Consider the following 13,065-nt stretch of genomic DNA (forward strand, 5'->3'; position numbering starts at 1 on the left):
TGGGCCAGCCCCTGCAAAGCTTTCAACATTGTCCATAATGTCGGGGTGACCGCATCGGCGTGCTTTGCTTGACGCTTTGCTGTTGGGTCTCTAGGACGTGCCGGCAAGCTAGCCTGTGCTGTCGAGGCCATCCGTGACAATTGAAATCCCCGCCCATATGCATCCCAGCCGCTCGTTCCAGGGGCTGATCCTGACCTTGCACAACTATTGGGCGGCCTATGGCTGCGTCATCCTGCAACCCTACGACATGGAAGTCGGCGCCGGCACCTTTCATCCGGCAACGACGCTGCGCGCGCTCGGCCCAAAACGCTGGAACGCTGCCTATGTCCAGCCCTCGCGCCGCCCCAAGGACGGGCGTTATGGCGAGAACCCGAACCGGCTGCAGCATTATTACCAGTACCAGGTGATCCTGAAGCCGAACCCGCCCAATTTGCAGGAACTCTATCTCGGCTCGCTGGCGGCGATCGGCGTCGATCCGCTGCTGCACGACATCCGCTTCGTCGAGGATGATTGGGAAAGCCCGACGCTGGGCGCCTGGGGTCTCGGCTGGGAATGCTGGTGCGACGGCATGGAAGTCTCGCAGTTCACCTACTTCCAGCAGGTCTGCGGCATCGAATGCGCGCCGGTGGCCGGCGAACTCACCTACGGGCTGGAGCGGCTGGCCATGTATGTGCAGGGCGTCGACAATGTCTACGACCTCAATTTCAACGGCCGCGAAGGCGCCGACAAGGTCACCTATGGCGATGTCTTCCTGCAGGCCGAGCAGGAATATTCGCGCCACAACTTCGAACACGCCAACACGGCGATGCTTCTGCGCCACTTCGAGGACGCCGAGGCCGAGTGCAAGGCGCTGCTCGACGCCGGCGCGCCGGCATCGAACGACAATCTGCCGATGCACCGCATGGTTTTCCCGGCCTACGACCAGTGCATCAAGGCCAGCCATGTCTTCAACCTGCTCGACGCACGCGGCGTGATTTCGGTCACCGAGCGGCAGAGCTACATCCTGCGGGTGCGCAATCTGGCCAAGGCCTGCGGCGAAGCGTTTTTGAAGACGCAGGCGGGTGGCTTGGCGGCCTGAGCTTCAGGCCCGCTTCATCATCTCGAGGGAAACGTTGATCGGCGGTACGGCCTGACCGCCGGCACCGTCGATCGTGCGCAATGCCTGTCGAACGCCCGGCATCGAGAAGGCACCGTGAGCCTGCGCCGTGAAGCAGGCGCCGAGCGCGAGGATCTGCAGAAGTCTGGATGCCGTTTTCATGGTCGTTGAGCCAATAGTTTCCTGCCTGAGCGTGGGTCGCTTCAGCGCTGCGTTCGGTTCATGGAAATCTTTGATCCAAGGACGGGTGGCGCGGTCTTGTCCCGACAGGGCGGCCAAAATTTCTGGAAACGGGCGCAAATCGGCGATCCCCGCGCGGAAAGGGTGACAGCGGCCAGCCGAGTTGCTATGCCCCCGCCCGGACCATTTTGCCGCGTGAGCCCCATCCATGCCTGACCTGCTTCTAGAACTCCGCTCGGAAGAGATTCCTGCCCGCATGCAGCGCAAGGCGGCGGGTGATCTCAGGAAGATGCTGACCGACGGCCTGGTCGAGGCGGGGCTGACCTATGAAGCGGCGCGCGAGTACTGGACGCCACGCCGGCTGACGCTCGATATCAGGGGCCTCACCGCGCGCTCGAAAGATATAAGCGAAGAGATCAAGGGGCCTTCGACATCGGCGCCTGAACAGGCGGTCCAGGGGTTCCTGCGCAAGGCCGGACTTTCCTCGATCGCCGAGGCCCATGTCCATTCCGATCCGAAGAAGGGCGATTTTTATGTCGCCCACATTTCGAGGCCGGGCAGGGCGGCGGAAGAGATCATCGCCGAACTGGTGCCGGGCATCATCCGCAATTTCCCGTGGACGAAATCGATGCGCTGGGGACCGGCCTCGGCCAAGCCAGGCTCGCTGCGCTGGGTGCGCCCGCTGCAATCGATCCTGTGCACCTTCGGCCCGGAGACAGAGGAGCCTGTCGTGGTCGATTTCGAGATCGACGGCATCCGCTCCGGCAACACCACCTACGGCCACCGCTTCCATGCGCCTGACGCCATCACGGTGCGCCGCTTCGACGACTATGTTTCCAAGCTGGAAGCGGCCAAGGTCGTGCTCGATGCTGATCGGCGCAAGGAGATCATCCTTGCCGACGCCCGCAATCTAGCCTTCGCCAACGGGCTTGATCTGGTCGAGGACGAAGGGCTGCTGGAGGAGGTGTCCGGGCTGGTCGAATGGCCTGTCGTGCTGATGGGCGAGTTCGAGGAGGCATTCCTGGCCATTCCAGCCGAAGTGATCCGACTGACCATCCGCGCCAACCAGAAGTGCTTTGTGACGCGGCCGCAGGGTGTCGACGACGCGCTTTCCAGCCGCTTCATCCTCACAGCCAATATCGAAGCGAAGGATGGCGGCAAGGAGATCGCCCACGGCAACGGCAAGGTGGTGCGCGCCCGCCTGTCCGACGCGCTTTATTTCTGGACGACCGACCAGGGCGATTTGCCTGACCTGGCTGAGCTCGAGGCATCGGCGGAAAAATTCGGGCTTGATCTCAAGAAGCCGCTCGACCAGCGCATGGCCCGGCTCGACCATCTCGGCGTGACTTTCCACGCCAAGCTCGGCACGCAGGGCGAACGGGTGGAGCGGATCAAGCGATTGGCGGAAGAACTGGCGCCGATCGTGGCGCAGTCAATCTCCCCCCTTGAGGAGGAGATGGCCGGCAGGCCAGAGGGGGTCGCCGCGCGTGAAGCGCCGGCGTCCTCTGACCGCGATGGGGCGTCGCATCCGGTCGTGCCGACCCCCTCTGTCGCCTTCGGCGACATCTCCCCCTCGAGGGGGGAGATTATCGCGCTCGCAGGTCGTGCCGCCGTCTTGGCCAAGGCCGATCTCACCACCGAAGTCGTCGGCGAGTTTCCGGAACTGCAGGGCGCAATGGGCCGCAAATATGCGCTGCTTCAGGGCGAGCATGCATCGGTCGCCGCTGCAGCGGAGGAACACTACAAGCCGCAGGGCCCGTCCGATCGCGTACCGAGCGATCTGGTGTCGGTCGCTGTCGCGCTCGCCGACAAGCTGGATACACTGGTCGGCTTCTGGGCGATCGACGAAAAGCCGACAGGGTCGAAGGACCCTTATGCGTTGCGGCGGGCCGCGCTCGGGGTTGTTAGAATATTGGTCGAGAATAATATTCGACTGGCGCTGATATCCATTGTCGGGACGGCTTCCGACCTCCTCTCCTTCTTCCACGACCGCCTGAAGGTCTATCTCCGTGACCAGGGCGCACGGCATGATCTCATCGATGCGGTGTTGGCGGCAGGTTCGCGCCCCATCTCCCCCCTAGAGGGGGAGATGTCGGCGAAGCCGACAGAGGGGGGCGCTATCCCGCCGACCTCTCAGCGCGAAGCGCCCCCCTCTGCCCTGCCGGGCATCTCCCCCACAAGGGGGGAGATTGGCCAATCGCCGAACGACGATCTCCTGCAGATCGTGCGCAGGGTCGAGGCGCTGGGCTCCTTCCTCGATACGGAGGACGGTAAGAACCTGCTCGCCGGCACCAAGCGTGCGGCCAACATTCTGGCCGCCGAGGAGAAGAAGAAAACGGCGGTCGCCGAAACCGTTGAGCCGGCGCTGTTTCGCGAGGATGCCGAGAAATCGCTGTTTGCGGCGGTGAATCAGGCTGAGAAGCAAGCCGGCGAAGCGATTCAAAACGATGACTTTTCCGGCGCCCTGCTGGCGCTTAGCGTGTTGCGCGAACCGGTTGATTCATTCTTTGAGCATGTTCTCGTAAACGATGAGGATCAGGCGGTGCGTGCCAACCGCCTGGCGCTGCTCGCCCGCATCCGCGCGGCCACCGGTCAGGTCGCGGATTTCTCCAGGATCGCAGGTTAAGGCGAAGAAAATATTCTCTGCTACCGGCCGCTCAAGCCGGCTTACAGTCATATGGCGATGATCTCTCCGTGGCAAAAGGAACATGTTCCCCAACCCCACGGAGGCTTCCATGAATTCCGATCACGAAATCGAAGTGACAGAAGAAACTCCCGCCGAGGCGCTTGAATCCGCTTCCGAAACCCGCCGCAGCAGCGGTCGAAGCCGCTGACCTGTCTGATGACGACGAAGATGAAGACGAAGAAGACGAGGACGACGCCGAGGACAGCGTGAAGGCTGAAGGCGACGAGTCCGAAGAAGATGACGACAAGGAAGAAGCGGCCTGATTTTTTCAGCCGCCGAATCTATCGATGGCAAGGCGGCGCTGAGGCGCCGCCTTCTCCTATCAGCCGTCCCCCGAAGCCGACGGTCAGCCGCCCCGGCGACGGTCAGTTCTCGAGAATGCTGACGCGCACGCTGTTTTCGTAGACATCGACCTGGATCAGCGGTTCGCCATTGACGATGGCGCGCTTGGTCGAGGAACTCATCGCGCCGCCGCGTTCCAGCATGCGCTGCAGGTCGGCGCGCTGACCGTTGGTCCTGAACCAGCCATCAGCCTCGTCGTCGCTGTCACGGCGGTGGAATTTGTGCCAGTTGGCGCGGTCCTGCCGCACCATCTGCGCGGCATTGTCCAGCGCATAGCCGTCACTCGCCTGATGGTCGCGATCGGAAATGCGCGCGACATAAGATCCCAGCATGTCGTCGGCATGAGCCGCGACGACGCCAAGCAACGACGCCAGCAGAAGGCCTGCCCCGGTTACGATTCCAGATTTTCTCATGATCACCCCCCTTTACCCCTAACGATGAAATCCCGTCTGCCAGAAATACCTAGAACGGGATTTGCCTGGCAATGGTGCGCCGGGCGCCAGACCACCGTCAAGTCACGCCATCGATGTCGGCTGTCTTGGAGCCGGGGCTATTTGGTGTAGCCGTTGGGAGGCATGTGCTGCCCTGCTGCCGGCGCCGGAGCGCTCGGCGGCGTGGGTTGGTTCTCGGCGTTCCCTGAGGGGGCTGCGGAGGCGGTGGCCGTTGCCGGCGCTGTGCCTGCCGCCGGCGCCGTGCCAGCGGCCGGCGCGGCACCGGCCGCTGGTGCAGCGGTTGGCGCCGGTGCAGGGAAATCGGGACCGGTAACGCCGCCACGAATGACCATCGGGCCTGGCTGGAAGCCGTGCCCGGTCGCGGGCTTGTCCGGGATCGCCGCCACTTTTTCATCGGTGACGTCGGGCTGCGCTTCCCCTTTTGCCACCACCGACAGCGCATCGCTGGCGCTGACCGCATCGGCGGTTCCAGGCTGGTTGGGGGCGCCGATCCTGACGATCGATGGGGTGGAGGATGGCGTGCCTGGAAAAACCAGGGATGACGCCTGGGCTTCGCCGGCCGCAACAGCAAGAATGATACCCAACAGGATACGCGCAGACACTGATGTCGCTCCCCTTTGCCCAGAAGCTCTTCGATAGCAGGCCGGAATTGATGCCGGCTTTCGCGGAAACATAGCATTTTAGGGATTGATAAATCGCCAATGCTCCTGCTCGCCAACAATAGGTTACCCAACAGCGGCTTGCCCAACGGCCGCCATCGTACTACGCACCCCGCATCTGTGAGGTGACGAGAGTGGCTGAAATACTTGGCTCGGGCGAGGCGCTGGAGCGGGCGCTGGCGCTGCTCATGGAAGGCGATGTCGTCGCCATCCCGACGGAAACCGTCTACGGGCTGGCCGGCGACGCCACCAACGGCATCGGCGTCGCACGCATCTTCGAAGCCAAGGGGCGCCCGCGCTTCAACCCGCTGATCGCCCATGTCGCGGATATGGCGATGGCAGAGCGCCTCGCGTTGTTCGATCCGCTGTCCAGGAAACTGGCGCTGGCATTCTGGCCAGGTCCGCTGACGCTGGTGCTGCCGCAACGGCCCGGCAACGGCATCCATCCGCTGGTCACCGCCGGGCTCGATACGATTGCCTTGCGCATGCCGAGGGGCTTTGGTGGCGAGCTGATCGCCAGGCTCGGCCGCCCGCTTGCAGCGCCCAGCGCCAATTCATCCGGCAAAATCAGCGCAACGACCGCGCAAGCGGTAGCGGCGGATCTCGGCACGCGCATAAAGCTGGTGGTCGATGGCGGCGCGACGCCGATCGGGCTGGAATCGACGATTCTCAAGGCCGAAGGGGACAGATTGCGGCTGCTGAGGCCCGGCGGCATCGCCGCCGAGGAGATCGAGGCGGCTATCGGCATGGAGCTGTTGCGCGGCGGCGCCGCCGGCGTCGAGGCGCCGGGCATGCTCGCCTCGCACTATGCGCCAGGTGCTGCGATGCGGCTCAATGCCGGCACGGTCGGCGAGGGCGAGGCTTTGCTAGGCTTCGGCAGCCAGAGGGCGCAAGGCTGGCGCCGCGCCGAAGCCTTCCTCAATTTATCCGAAACCGGTGACCTGCGCGAAGCGGCGAGCAATCTGTTTGCCTATATGCAGGAGCTCGACCGCTGCGGCGCGCAGACCATCGCCGTCGAGCGTATTCCCTTCGACGGGCTCGGTGAAGCCATTAACGATCGGCTGTCGCGTGCCGCCGCCCCTCGTGACATCACGCAGCCCACACCATAGTTTTCCCCCATGACCGAAATCACAGAGACACTCGATTCCGCTCTCATCGATCGCTTCGCGGCGATCGTTGGCGACAAATATGCGCTCCGCGACGAGCGCGATATCGCGCCTTACCTCATTGAGCGGCGCGGGCTCTGGCACGGCGCGACATCGCTGGTGCTGCGCCCGGGCAGTGTCGACGAAGTCAGCCGGATCATGCGGCTGGCGACGGAGACGGGAACGCCGATCGTGCCGCAAAGCGGCAACACCGGGTTGGTCGGCGCCCAGGTGCCGGACAGGTCCGGGCGCGAAATCGTCCTGTCGCTGTCGCGGCTGAACCGCATCCGCGAGATCGATGTCCTGTCCAACACGGTGACGGTCGAGGCCGGCGTCATCCTGCAGACGCTGCAGGAGGCAGCCGACGCCGCCGACCGGCTGTTTCCGCTGTCGCTGGCCGCGCAAGGCTCCTGCCAGATCGGCGGCAATCTTTCCTCCAATGCCGGCGGCACCGGCGTGCTTGCCTATGGCAATGCGCGCGAACTTTGCCTCGGTGTCGAGGTGGTGCTGCCGACCGGCGAGGTGTTCGACGACCTGCGCAAGCTGAAGAAGGACAACACCGGCTACGATCTGAAAAACCTGTTCGTCGGCGCCGAAGGTACGCTCGGCGTCATCACCGCCGCCGTGCTCAAGCTGTTCCCGAAGCCGAAGGGGCGCGAAGTCGCCTTCGCCGGCCTTTCGTCACCCGAGGCAGCACTTTCGCTGTTCAGCCTGGCCATGGACCGTGCCGGGGCAGCGCTCACCGCTTTCGAACTGATCGGCAGGCGGCCATATGATTTCACGCTGGCGCATGCCCAGGGCGTGGTGCGGCCGCTGATCGAGGACTGGCCGTGGTATGTGCTGATGCAGATTTCATCAGGCCGTTCGTCGGAGGATTCGCGGGCGTTGATCGAGGACGTGCTCTCGGCCGGCCTTGAACAGGAATTCGTCGGCGACGCCGTCATTGCGGCGAGCCTCGGGCAGGGGGATGCCTTCTGGAATTTCCGCGAGCTGCTGCCCGAGGCGCAGAAGCCGGAAGGCGCCTCGATTAAGCACGACATTTCGGTGCCTATTGCATCGATCCCGCGCTTCATCGAAGAAGCCGCCGGCGCCGTGGCGTCGGTAAGTGCAGGCGCCCGCGTGGTCTGCTTCGGTCATATGGGCGACGGCAATCTCCACTACAACATTTCGCGGCCAGTCGACGGCGATGATGAGGCGTTCCTCGCTCTCTATCACCCCATGAACAAGGCGGTGCACGGTGTGGTGCGCAGCCTGCACGGTTCGATCTCGGCCGAGCACGGCATCGGCCAGTTGAAGCGCGACGAACTGATCGCCACCGCGCCGCCAATGGCGATCGATCTGATGCGAAGGGTGAAGGCCGCTTTCGACCCGGCCGGCATCATGAATCCGGGTAAGGTTATCTGATCCTTTCCACATCTTGCGGCTGGTGGGATTCCGATAACCATCCCTGAGATCAGCAAAATTTAACCGACTTTCTTAAGCGGGGCGGTAAGGAGCCCGCGCTACTGTCTCCATACAAACGAGGCTGGAAAAACCGGCCCGGAGAGAACCGGACACCGGCTCTCAGGAGACAGACAGGAAGGCCACTCTATGAACACCGGACTGAAGCCAGTCTGGGCGGGACGCAACATGCGTCTCGACCCATTTCGCCTGCCGCAAGTGGTGAGCTACGCGACTCGCGACGACTACGGCGATGTAACCTTCACCATCGACCAGCGCGGCGCCGTGATCCGCCGCCTGCTCGAGATGAGCGGCCTGCCCGCGATCATCGTTCTGCCCGCCAATGCGTTCCGCGGCGTTGCCGCCCGCGCCATGGAGGATCCGGACGGCAATGTCACGGTGACCCTGGAACTCCTGCACAACGACCCGATGCTGTCGGTGCCGCTGCTGGTGGCCGACGATCTCGACGATGTCGCAGCCGACTGGCGCGCCTGGGCCGACGCTTACCGTCTGCCGATGCTGCTGATCGAATCGGACGGCGTTGCCCGCACCCTGGAAGAATCGCTCGGTGCCGCCATCAAGACGCTGCCGCCGCAGGATCGGCGCAAGGGGCGGATTTCGAACACGCGCCGTCCGCGTTTCCTCGCTCGCCGCAGGGCCGGCGCCCTCGGTCTCAGGCTGGTCATCGACGGCCAGGAGATTATTTCGAGGGATTAGCCTTCTTCTCCCCGTATAGTGACGGGGAGAAGAAGACTAAACCAGCGGCTTCAGAGCCACCCACACAGCGCCGCCGATCAGGCCCAGGAAGATCAGCCAGCCGACCTGGTTATTCGACCTGAACAGCCGCAGGCATTGGTCCGGATTGTCGATATCCAACACGGCGATCTGCCGCGCCATATGGGCGCCGGCGGCGATCAGTCCGGCCAGCGCCACCACCGGCGCTTGCGCCGACGCGAAGGCGATGGCGAAGCAGATCAGCGCGCCGCCATAAAGCCCGGCCAGCCACGATTTGGTGTTATCGCCAAACAGGCGTGCCGTCGAGCGCACGCCGACAATGGCGTCATCTTCCTTGTCCTGATGTGCGTAGATCGTGTCGTAGCCGATCACCCACAGGATCGAGCCGATATAAAGCATGATGGCAGGCCCATCGAGATCGCCGAACTCGACCGCCCATCCCATCAGCGCGCCCCAGGAAAAGGCAAGGCCAAGCACCAGTTGCGGCCAGTTGGTTATCCGCTTCATGAATGGATAGATGGCGATGACCGCCAGTGAGCAGATGCCGAGCAGGACGGCGAAGCTGTTGAACTGGATGAGCACGACGAGGCCGACCAGGGCCTGCAGGACGAGAAACAGCCATGCCCGCCGGCGCGTCGCCTTGCCCGACGGCAACGGTCGCGAGCGCGTGCGCTCCACCTGGCTGTCGATGTCCTCGTCGACGAGGTCGTTGTAGGTGCAGCCGGCGCCGCGCATGGCGATGGCCCCGACCAGGAACAGCACGAGATACAAAGGCGCCGGCAGCAGTGAGAGCAGCGGGTCGCCCGGACGCGGATAGGCGCTTGCCGCCAAGGCTGCCGACCACCAGCACGGCCACAGCAGCAACTGCCAGCCGATCGGCCTGTCCCATCGAGCAAGCTGCGCATAGGGCCATATCGAGCGCGGCAGCACGCGGTAGACCCAATGGCCGTTCGGCGCATCGGCGACACGGCCCTGGGCCGCTTTCGACTGGATATTTTCCATGTCCATGGAGTGGCAGCAGCGGCAGAAACCGTCAAGCGGCAAGCGGAGACGCGGCGCCTGTCAGCCTTTCACGAGGCAAAGATGTCGCGGGTGGCGAACCAGTCCCTGGCCACCTCGACGAAGGCCAGCGCTGCATTCGACACACGCTGATGCGTGTCATAGGTCAGCAGGATCCGCTGCATGGGCAGCGGATCGGACAGCGGCTTGCAGATAAGCGGCAGGCCGTCATAGCTGCGGTCGCCGTGCGGGCGGGTATAGCTGACCGCGACGCCGAAGCCGTTGGCGACCATGCTACGCTGCAGTTCGAACGAGCTTGTCGTCGTATCGGCCACCGGCGAGAGGCCGCGGCTGCGGAACAGGTCGAGCATGTGCTGCCAACTGTGCGGCTGATCCGTCGTGATCAGCGGATAGGCGGCCAGATCGGCAAGGCTGACCGTTGGGCGGTCCGCCAGGGCATGGCCTGCCGGCAACAGCGCGTGTGGACGAAGTTCGCGCAGCAGGATGCGGGCGAAATGCGTCGGCAGGCTGAGATCATAAGTCAGGCCGAGATCGATGGCCGCATCTCCCAGCCGTCGTCCCAGAGTCTCGAACGTCTCGTCGCGAACGACGATTTTGACGGCCGGATAGCGTTCGGAGAAGGCGCGGATCAAAGCCGGCGCGAAGAAAGGCGCCAAATCCTCGAAGCATCCCAGCACCAACTCACCGCTGACAGCCGATTTGCTTGAACCCAGGCCGACGAGTTCTTCCGTTTCGGTGAGAACCTGCCTTGCCTTGGCCACGACGGCGCGGCCGAACGATGTCGGCGACACGCCGCTTCCGCGCTGGCGGACGAACAGCTTCTGGCCGAAATTCTTTTCGACCGCGTCAATGGCCACCGAGATCGACGGCTGCGAAACGTTCAGCATCTTTGCCGCTCCGGTGACGCTGCCGTGACGCGCCACGGCAACAAGATAACGCAATTGGGTGAGGGTCACATTCATAGGATAGTCCTATGTATCAAATGGAAAGTTATTATTTTACTGAATGAACGAGGGTTGCGATAGTCGGTTCATTCCAAGAGGAGAACGCCATGGCTTCCGCAACCGACACCCAGACAATCGACGCCCAAACCATCGATGCAAAGACGATCGCCGACTATCAGCGCGACGGCGCTGTCTGCATTCGCGGCGCCTTCAAGGGCTGGGTCGACACGATCGCCGCCGGCATCGAGCGCAACATCCAGAACCGCAGCGCCACCGCATCCGACATCGCCAACGGTCGCGGCAGTTTCTTCGACGACTACTGCAACTGGGAGCGCATTCCCGAATTCGTCAGCGTGGTGCGGGGTTCGCCCGCCGCCGAACTGGCGGCAGCGGTGATGCAGTCGCGCACCGCGCAGTTCTTCCACGATCATGTGCTGGTCAAGGAACCCGGCACGCAGAAGCCGACGCCCTGGCATCAGGACATCCCCTACTATTTCGTCGATGGCCAACAGACGGTGAGCTTCTGGATCCCCATCGACCCGGTGAAGGAAGCGACGCTGCGCCTGATCGCCGGCTCGCACAAATGGGACAAGATGATCCTGCCGGTGCGCTGGCTCGACGACAGCAATTTCTATGCCGGCGAGGGCGACTATCTGCCGGTGCCAGATCCCGACAAGGATCCGTCGATGAAGGTGCTCGAATGGGAAATGGAGCCGGGCGACGCCATCCTGTTCGACTTCAGGACCGCGCATGGCGCGCGCGGCAACCTGACCGCGGCGCGGCGCCGGGCGCTGTCGCTGCGCTGGGTGGGTGACGATGCGCGCTATGTCGAGCGGCCGGGCCGCACCTCGCCGCCCTATCATGGCCACGGCATGCAGCCGGGCGAGAGGCTGCGCGAGGACTGGTTTCCGGTGGTCTACCAGGGCTGAAGCGAGGCCAGAAAATCGACGCCGATGTGCGCCGCCGATTTTCGGCTGGGGTAACGTTCCCGTGCGCAATTCCCATCAATGCGCCCGGATGCCTTGACCCGTCGCCCAGAGAGCAATAGCGGGTGCTCTAACGGATAGTCGGCATCAAGAGGTGGCCATGAACGTTCTTCTTCTCGGCTCCGGCGGCCGCGAACATGCGCTCGCCTGGAAGATCGCCGCATCACCGCTGCTGACAAAGCTCTATGCGGCTCCCGGCAATCCGGGCATCGGCAGCGAGGCTGAGCTGGTGAAGCTGGATTTAGCCGACCATGCCGCCGTGGCCGCGTTCTGCCGGGAGAAAAAAATCGACCTCGTCGTGGTCGGCCCGGAGGGGCCGCTGGTCGTCGGCATTGCCGACGATCTGCGCGCGCAAGGCATTCGCGTCTTCGGACCCTCCAAGGCTGCCGCACAGCTGGAAGGATCGAAAGGTTTCACCAAGGATCTCTGCGCCCGCTACAACATCCCGACCGCCGCCTATGGCCGTTTCAGTGACCTGGCCTCGGCCAAGGCCTATGTCGAAAAGACCGGAGCACCGATCGTCATCAAGGCCGACGGGCTCGCTGCCGGCAAGGGCGTCACCGTCGCCATGACGCCCAGTGAAGCACAGGCAGCACTCGATGCCTGCTTCGACGGTTCCTTCGGCGCCGCTGGCGCGGAAGTTGTGGTCGAGGAGTTCATGACCGGCGAGGAGGCGAGTTTCTTCTGCCTCTGCGACGGCACCACCGCACTGCCCTTCGGTACCGCGCAGGACCACAAGCGCGTCGGCGACGGCGACACCGGTCCCAACACCGGTGGCATGGGCGCCTATTCGCCGGCACCGGTGATGACGCCGGAACTGGTCGCGCGCACCATGCGCGAGATCATCGAGCCGACCATGCGCGGCATGGCCGAACTGGGGGCGCCGTTCTCCGGCGTGCTGTTTGCCGGGCTGATGATCACCGACAAGGGACCGAAGCTGATCGAATACAACACCCGTTTTGGCGATCCGGAATGCCAGGTGCTGATGATGCGGCTGAAGGATGATCTGCTGGTCCTGCTCAACGCGGCGACCGACGGCCAGCTTGCGCATACTTCGGTGCGCTGGCGCGACGAGGCCGCGCTCACCGTAGTAATGGCGGCGAGAGGCTATCCCGGCACGCCGGAAAAAGGCTCGGTCATCCGCGGCGTCGAAGACGCGGCGAGCGACGGCGTCCAGATCTTCCACGCCGGTACCGCCATCAATGGCGGCGCGCTGGTTGCCAATGGCGGCCGCGTCCTCAACGTGACGGCATCAGGCGCCACGGTCGGCGAGGCACAGAAACGAGCCTATGCCGCGCTTGACCGCATCGATTGGCCGGACGGGTTCTGCCGCCGCGATATCGGCTGGCAGGCCGTAGCGCGCGAACAGGGAACCTGAAG

At 63.9% G+C, this 13,065-nt stretch carries 13 protein-coding genes; 8 read left to right on the forward strand and 5 right to left on the reverse strand.

Annotated elements, in window-relative coordinates:
* Positions 1-157: 157 nt before the first annotated feature.
* A complete protein-coding gene (locus NP503_RS05390) occupies positions 158-1,078 on the forward strand; it encodes a glycine--tRNA ligase subunit alpha (RefSeq protein WP_174800366.1) in 921 nt (306 codons plus the stop codon).
* 3 nt (positions 1,079-1,081) lie between these two features.
* On the opposite strand, the gene NP503_RS05395 is transcribed toward NP503_RS05390, so the two are convergent.
* A complete protein-coding gene (locus NP503_RS05395; RefSeq protein WP_127270002.1) occupies positions 1,082-1,396 on the reverse strand; it encodes a hypothetical protein in 315 nt (104 codons plus the stop codon).
* A gap of 88 nt (positions 1,397-1,484) precedes the next feature.
* Here NP503_RS05395 and glyS point away from each other — a divergent pair, with 88 nt between their 5' ends.
* A complete protein-coding gene (glyS, locus tag NP503_RS05400; RefSeq protein ID WP_127272278.1) occupies positions 1,485-3,902 on the forward strand; it encodes a glycine--tRNA ligase subunit beta in 2,418 nt (805 codons plus the stop codon).
* A 161-nt stretch (positions 3,903-4,063) separates the two neighbouring features.
* Positions 4,064-4,225 carry a hypothetical protein gene (locus tag NP503_RS05405; protein ID WP_236382840.1) on the forward strand — a complete coding sequence of 54 codons (162 nt, stop codon included), beginning with the start codon at positions 4,064-4,066 and terminating at the stop codon, positions 4,223-4,225.
* A 102-nt stretch (positions 4,226-4,327) separates the two neighbouring features.
* Here NP503_RS05405 and NP503_RS05410 read toward each other — a convergent pair whose 3' ends face one another.
* Positions 4,328-4,717 carry a hypothetical protein gene (locus NP503_RS05410; RefSeq protein WP_127271781.1) on the reverse strand — a complete coding sequence of 130 codons (390 nt, stop codon included), beginning with the start codon at positions 4,715-4,717 and terminating at the stop codon, positions 4,328-4,330.
* A 137-nt stretch (positions 4,718-4,854) separates the two neighbouring features.
* A complete protein-coding gene (locus NP503_RS05415; protein WP_127272277.1) occupies positions 4,855-5,358 on the reverse strand; it encodes a hypothetical protein in 504 nt (167 codons plus the stop codon).
* A 191-nt stretch (positions 5,359-5,549) separates the two neighbouring features.
* Between NP503_RS05415 and NP503_RS05420 the strand changes: the two genes are divergently transcribed.
* The 3 genes from NP503_RS05420 to NP503_RS05430 all read left to right on the forward strand — a co-directional run bounded on the left by NP503_RS05420 (position 5,550) and on the right by NP503_RS05430 (position 8,717).
* The gene (locus NP503_RS05420; RefSeq protein ID WP_127270789.1) at positions 5,550-6,524 is read left to right on the forward strand and encodes an L-threonylcarbamoyladenylate synthase; all 975 of its coding nucleotides are present in this window, start codon (positions 5,550-5,552) and stop codon (positions 6,522-6,524) included.
* 9 nt (positions 6,525-6,533) lie between these two features.
* Positions 6,534-7,964, forward strand: coding sequence for an FAD-binding oxidoreductase (locus NP503_RS05425; protein ID WP_127270791.1), 1,431 nt, complete (start codon positions 6,534-6,536; stop codon positions 7,962-7,964).
* A gap of 186 nt (positions 7,965-8,150) precedes the next feature.
* Entirely contained in the window at positions 8,151-8,717 is a 567-nt protein-coding gene (locus tag NP503_RS05430) for a DUF6101 family protein (protein WP_023808648.1), read from the forward strand.
* Between the two features lie 36 nt (positions 8,718-8,753).
* Here the strand turns inward: NP503_RS05430 and ubiA are convergent, their stop codons facing one another.
* Positions 8,754-9,737 carry a 4-hydroxybenzoate octaprenyltransferase gene (gene ubiA / locus NP503_RS05435; RefSeq protein ID WP_164749081.1) on the reverse strand — a complete coding sequence of 328 codons (984 nt, stop codon included), beginning with the start codon at positions 9,735-9,737 and terminating at the stop codon, positions 8,754-8,756.
* Positions 9,738-9,805: 68 nt separating this feature from the next.
* Complete coding sequence (locus tag NP503_RS05440) at positions 9,806-10,717, reverse strand: LysR family transcriptional regulator (protein ID WP_127270340.1); 912 nt, start codon at positions 10,715-10,717, stop codon at positions 9,806-9,808.
* A gap of 89 nt (positions 10,718-10,806) precedes the next feature.
* Here NP503_RS05440 and NP503_RS05445 point away from each other — a divergent pair, with 89 nt between their 5' ends.
* Complete coding sequence (locus NP503_RS05445; protein ID WP_127270339.1) at positions 10,807-11,628, forward strand: phytanoyl-CoA dioxygenase family protein; 822 nt, start codon at positions 10,807-10,809, stop codon at positions 11,626-11,628.
* Between the two features lie 157 nt (positions 11,629-11,785).
* Complete coding sequence (gene purD, locus NP503_RS05450) at positions 11,786-13,063, forward strand: phosphoribosylamine--glycine ligase (RefSeq protein ID WP_127270338.1); 1,278 nt, start codon at positions 11,786-11,788, stop codon at positions 13,061-13,063.
* The last annotated feature ends 2 nt before the right edge of the window (positions 13,064-13,065 follow it).

This window comes from Mesorhizobium sp. SEMIA396 (genome assembly GCF_024518615.1).
Lineage (GTDB): Bacteria > Pseudomonadota > Alphaproteobacteria > Rhizobiales > Rhizobiaceae > Mesorhizobium.

Coding starts and splice junctions, on each gene's coding strand:
- NP503_RS05390 (WP_174800366.1), top strand. CDS start 158: ATGCATCCCAGCCGCTCGTTCCAGGGGCTGATCCTGACCTTGCACAAC.
- glyS (WP_127272278.1), top strand. CDS start 1,485: ATGCCTGACCTGCTTCTAGAACTCCGCTCGGAAGAGATTCCTGCCCGC.
- NP503_RS05410 (WP_127271781.1), bottom strand. CDS start 4,717: ATGAGAAAATCTGGAATCGTAACCGGGGCAGGCCTTCTGCTGGCGTCG.
- NP503_RS05425 (WP_127270791.1), top strand. CDS start 6,534: ATGACCGAAATCACAGAGACACTCGATTCCGCTCTCATCGATCGCTTC.
- NP503_RS05430 (WP_023808648.1), top strand. CDS start 8,151: ATGAACACCGGACTGAAGCCAGTCTGGGCGGGACGCAACATGCGTCTC.
- ubiA (WP_164749081.1), bottom strand. CDS start 9,737: ATGGAAAATATCCAGTCGAAAGCGGCCCAGGGCCGTGTCGCCGATGCG.
- NP503_RS05440 (WP_127270340.1), bottom strand. CDS start 10,717: ATGAATGTGACCCTCACCCAATTGCGTTATCTTGTTGCCGTGGCGCGT.
- NP503_RS05445 (WP_127270339.1), top strand. CDS start 10,807: ATGGCTTCCGCAACCGACACCCAGACAATCGACGCCCAAACCATCGAT.
- purD (WP_127270338.1), top strand. CDS start 11,786: ATGAACGTTCTTCTTCTCGGCTCCGGCGGCCGCGAACATGCGCTCGCC.